The 4,073-nt window shown below is 66.0% G+C and carries 5 protein-coding genes and 1 pseudogene; 4 read left to right on the top strand and 2 right to left on the bottom strand.

What is annotated here, in order from left to right:
* Positions 1–83: 83 nt before the first annotated feature.
* A pseudogene (locus ACZ52J_RS42740) lies at positions 84–458 on the bottom strand (transposase); the annotation flags it as partial.
* Between the two features lie 357 nt (positions 459–815).
* Between ACZ52J_RS42740 and ACZ52J_RS42735 the strand changes: the two are divergent.
* The 4 genes from ACZ52J_RS42735 to ACZ52J_RS42720 all read left to right on the top strand — a co-directional run bounded on the left by ACZ52J_RS42735 (position 816) and on the right by ACZ52J_RS42720 (position 2,497).
* Positions 816–1,355, top strand: a complete 540-nt coding sequence (locus ACZ52J_RS42735) for a hypothetical protein (protein WP_465626820.1) — start codon at positions 816–818, stop codon at positions 1,353–1,355.
* Positions 1,356–1,390: 35 nt separating this feature from the next.
* Complete coding sequence (locus tag ACZ52J_RS42730; RefSeq protein WP_465626819.1) at positions 1,391–1,711, top strand: hypothetical protein; 321 nt, start codon at positions 1,391–1,393, stop codon at positions 1,709–1,711.
* Positions 1,705–1,905 (top strand): hypothetical protein, encoded by a 201-nt coding sequence (locus ACZ52J_RS42725; protein WP_465626822.1) that lies wholly within the window; start codon positions 1,705–1,707, stop codon positions 1,903–1,905. Before ACZ52J_RS42730 ends, ACZ52J_RS42725 begins: the two co-directional genes overlap by 7 nt.
* Before the next feature lie 331 nt (positions 1,906–2,236).
* Complete coding sequence (locus ACZ52J_RS42720; RefSeq protein WP_465626818.1) at positions 2,237–2,497, top strand: hypothetical protein; 261 nt, start codon at positions 2,237–2,239, stop codon at positions 2,495–2,497.
* 191 nt (positions 2,498–2,688) lie between these two features.
* On the opposite strand, the gene ACZ52J_RS42715 is transcribed toward ACZ52J_RS42720, so the two are convergent.
* Positions 2,689–3,915: an IS110 family RNA-guided transposase gene (locus ACZ52J_RS42715; RefSeq protein ID WP_465626821.1), complete on the bottom strand. Its 1,227-nt coding sequence runs from the start codon at positions 3,913–3,915 to the stop codon at positions 2,689–2,691.
* Between the last annotated feature and the right edge of the window lie 158 nt (positions 3,916–4,073).

Here is a 4,073-nt window from a genome sequence, read left to right as displayed (position 1 = left end):
CTCACAGCACATGACTACCGGGGCCAACCCTCCGCCGGCAGGCGAACGCTATTGCTTCACCCATCCGAGCGACATCACGGATTCAACTTCAGTACGAAGGAGTAGGGCCAGCCGGGGATCAGCTGGTCCGCGCTGCGGCCGCGCCCGTAGACATGGCAGAACAGGCGGTCATCGCTGGTCGGCGCGTCGGGGCGGAGCCAGTTAGAGACATCGACGGCCAGGGCGATGCGCCCGTCAGCGAGACGGGGTATCGGAAGGGCAGCCAGCGCGCGGCGCAGTCGGGCGGGCTCGAGCCAGCCCCGGTCCAGCGCGGCGTACATCGCGCCGTGCCCACGCCGATGCTCGGCCGCCAGCGACAGGTCCACCAGCGTCCTGACCGGCCCGTCCGTGCACAGCAGCGCGTCGGTGAGCTCGAAGAGCACGTCCGCACGCGTGTACAGGCACTCGTAGAAGTCCATCCGAAAGCGGGACAGCACACCCCACTGCTCGACGGCGGGCAGTTGCACAGGGAGACTCGTCACCAGCGGCCGTTCCTTCAGCTTCGTTACTCGACATCTCGAAGCGTGAGGGGCGGCCGCCTCTGCTGTCTCGCGAAGAACCGCAGATCAGCAGGTTGGGTGACCTGCGAGGTTAAACAACAAGCTCAGTGGTTGTTGTCGTTCCGATCTTGGGCGGTGCTGATCGAACGTGAGTCTTGATCAGGCGCTTCGGCAAGGCCTCGGGCAGCAGCAGATCTAGGCCGAGCGGGGGCGCGATCACATCGCCAGATGGTAACTATAGTTGTCATCCCTGGAGTCGTGAACTATAGTTGTCGCATGATGCTGCCTGAGATCACCCGAGAAGAACAGGTAGAACTCGACAAGGCTCTGTATGAGGCCTTGAACCCATTGGCCTCGGCCATTCGCTCTCGAGAGACCGGGCTTTCCGCGGACCGCATGTGGGACGCGGACCCCGTAGCGGTGGCCCTGTCGGTCCTTGCCGCTTGGAGAGCGGTGGACGCGGAGGTCAAGCGACTGACCGCGAACGCGGCAGCGACGGCCGGCTCCTATGGGGCAAGTTACGAGCAGTTGGGAGCCGTGTGGGGCATCACCCGTCAGGGCGCCCGCAAGAAGTGGCCCGACGCCATCACCCGCCCGGCGCTTCCGACAGCGCGCCCGACCAACCTTGAAATCTTCGGCGGGACTGCCGAACTGGTCCAGGCGCCATCCGGCGGCTGGAGCTGGACGGGCGAGGGCGCAGACGGAGCATTTGGTGCGGCCGGCGACGGGGCGTGCTACGCGACCGCGGAGGAAGCCGCAGCCCATGCGGGCGCATTCCTCAAGGAGCATGCAGCTGACACTGTGGGCCAGCCCTGAGCGACTGGTATCGCTCCGATCTTGAGGGGTGCCGGTTGAACGGGAGTCGACCCCGACGGCCCGGCACGCTGGTGAACACCGGCACCGACAGCGAGGGCGCTGCCGCCGACCTCGCCGACGCCCTCGAAGGCTTCGCCCAGGCTGCCCCCGCCCCCGGCGCAGGCGCCGACGTCTGGCTGACCATCGGCACCCCCTACGAACTCGAACAGCGCACTCTCCGCATCCCCGCCGGCGTCGCCGACTGGATCACCGAGCTGCTCCGCGACGAGACCCAGGCCTTGGAGGCCGGCCGCCACAGCGCCGACCACGGCCACGACGACGGCCAGGACACCGTCCCCGAACCGGCTTGGTGGTGACCCGCCACCGCCGACTGGCCGGCGTGGTGTCGGTGCGGGCTGGAAAGCTGACCACCATGGACGACGAGGCACTGCTGCGAGGCCGGGTTTACGGAGCTGATCACGACGACCCCAGCCTGGGCACGACTACCGCGAGCTGGTCGGTGGCCCGCTCGACGGACACGGACGGGGACGACGAGGCGGGAGCGGACTGAGTCTAAATAAACTTCCAACCTTCTTGAAAGTTGATTCGCCCACCATCCCAGACGCCGAACGGCTACAGGACCTGAGTGCGCCGAGATCACATCGGCTCCGACACCGATTGCTTAGAGCCTTCGACGGTGCTCTCATTGAGATGAGGGCGCGCACAACGGATACAACGGCCATGTGCGGGAACTCGAAAGCGTTCTCGACTCGACAAAAGACTGCACATGGGGCGCCTTGACTTGGCGCCGATCATCTCCCTGCCCGTTTGTGTACGAAATAATTGGCTCACACTCTTAGTGGGGTGTTGTGATGGCATTCTTGTGGATCCAAACGCGCCAGATGACGCTCAGCGACCACTTGGGTGATGGCATTGAGGAGTTGAAAGGAATTATAGGGAACCTCTTGGAGGAAAATGGGCTCACGGACGTCAAGGTTACGCAAGATGAGGTCGCTGGCAACAAGGACGACATCCACCTCAGCGTCCTGCATCTTCCCATCGCCGACCGCACCTTCTATCAGCAAGTCATAGGCGCGGGTGAAACCGACGTCACGCGCAGCGTCGTTGAAAGTATCGCCACTAATCTAAAGACCCTCGATTAGAATTTCCTACTTACCGGGTTGAACTGGCGATGTCGGCGATCAGTCCGGTCGCAGCCAGGCGGCCGTCGATGAGCTACGGCCGGTACTGGATTTTTTGTGAGCCACGCCTGACCGTCCGCACGAGGCAGGGGTGTTTCAAAGTCCCGGCGATCATGTAGACCGGCTGGTCAGACACCCCATGACGTTTGAGGTCAAGCGGCAGGGAGTTGGGCGTGATGCGACCAGGCGATCGCTTCGTCGTAGTGGGTGCGGGTCTTGAGGCAACCGTGGAGGATGCCGACGAGCCGGTTACCGACCTGGCGGAGGGCGGAGTTGTAGCCGGCTTCCCGGGCGCGCTGCTTGTCGTAGTAGCGGCGGGCGCCGGGTGAGGCGCGCAGGGCGGAGGATGCCGGGCGCTGGAGAGCGTCGGCGAGCCGGTTGTTGCGCACGTAGCGGGCCTGGACGTTATGGCTCTTGCCGGAGGCTCGGGTGACGGGGCTGGTTCCGGCGTAGTTCTTGCGGGCCTTGGCGGAGCTGTAGCGGGTGGGGTCGTCCCCGAACTCGGCGAGCACCCGGGCGCCGGTGATCTCCCCGATGCCGGGCATCGAGAGGTAGATCTCAGCGTCCGGGTGCGCGAGAAAATGCGCCTTCGCCTGCTCTTCCATCGTGGCTATCTGCTCGTTCAGCGCGATCAGGAGACGGGCGTGGGCGGTCGTGGCGGCCGCGTAGGCGGCGGCCACCGGCCCTGGCAGCTCCAGCTGCTTCTCGCGCAGCGCGGCCTGGATCGCCCCGGCCTTCTGGTCCCGGTTGTGTCGCCGGGCCCGGGCCAGGACCGCGGCGATCTGGGTGCGGGTCAGCTTCGTCGCTGCCTGCGGCGTGGGCGCCTTGATCAGCAGTTCCAGCGCGTCGGTGCTGGTCAGCTCCAGGCTCGCGTAGGCGTTCAGAGCGGCGGGGAAGTACTCGCGCAACGTGTTGCGAAGCCGCTGGAAGGTGCGGGTGCGCTCCCAGATCAGGGTCTGGTGGGCCCGGGCGACGACCTTGACGGCCTGGACCTGGTCGCTGTCGCCCGCGATCGGCCGCAGTTGGTCGCGGTCGATGCGGACCATGTCGGCCAGCGCGTGGGCGTCGCCCTTGTCGCTCTTGGCACCGGAGGTGCCGTACCGCTCCTTGAAGCGGGCGACCTGCCTGGGGTTGATCGCGTAGACCTGGTAACCGGCGGCGATCAGGGCCTGCACCCAGGTGTCGCGGTCCGTCTCGATCCCGACGAACACATCGGCCGGGTCGGGCTCCTCATCGGCGTGTTTGGCCACGACCTCGTGGAACCTGGCGATCCCCTCCGCGCCCTCGGGCAGCCTCGCGGTTGCGAGGCGGCGGCCGGTGGCGTCCTGGATCTCGACGTCGCGGTGGTCCTCGGCCCAGTCGTCGCCGATCAGCAGCAACTTCTTCCTCCCCATCCGGTACTTCCTGGTCGTGCAGCCCGCGGAAGATACGGCACGCGGCCTAATGAGCCTTCGCCATCTTCGAACATGCTGGTCGGAGGGGCTGGCGTGACGGTTGTCCGGGGTGCTCGTCCTGGTCGTGGGCGGGAGTCTGCGGT

Source organism: Kitasatospora sp. NPDC034035 (assembly GCF_055575755.1).
Note: the sequence above shows the minus strand (reverse complement) of the source record. Positions and strands in the feature narration are given on the sequence as shown.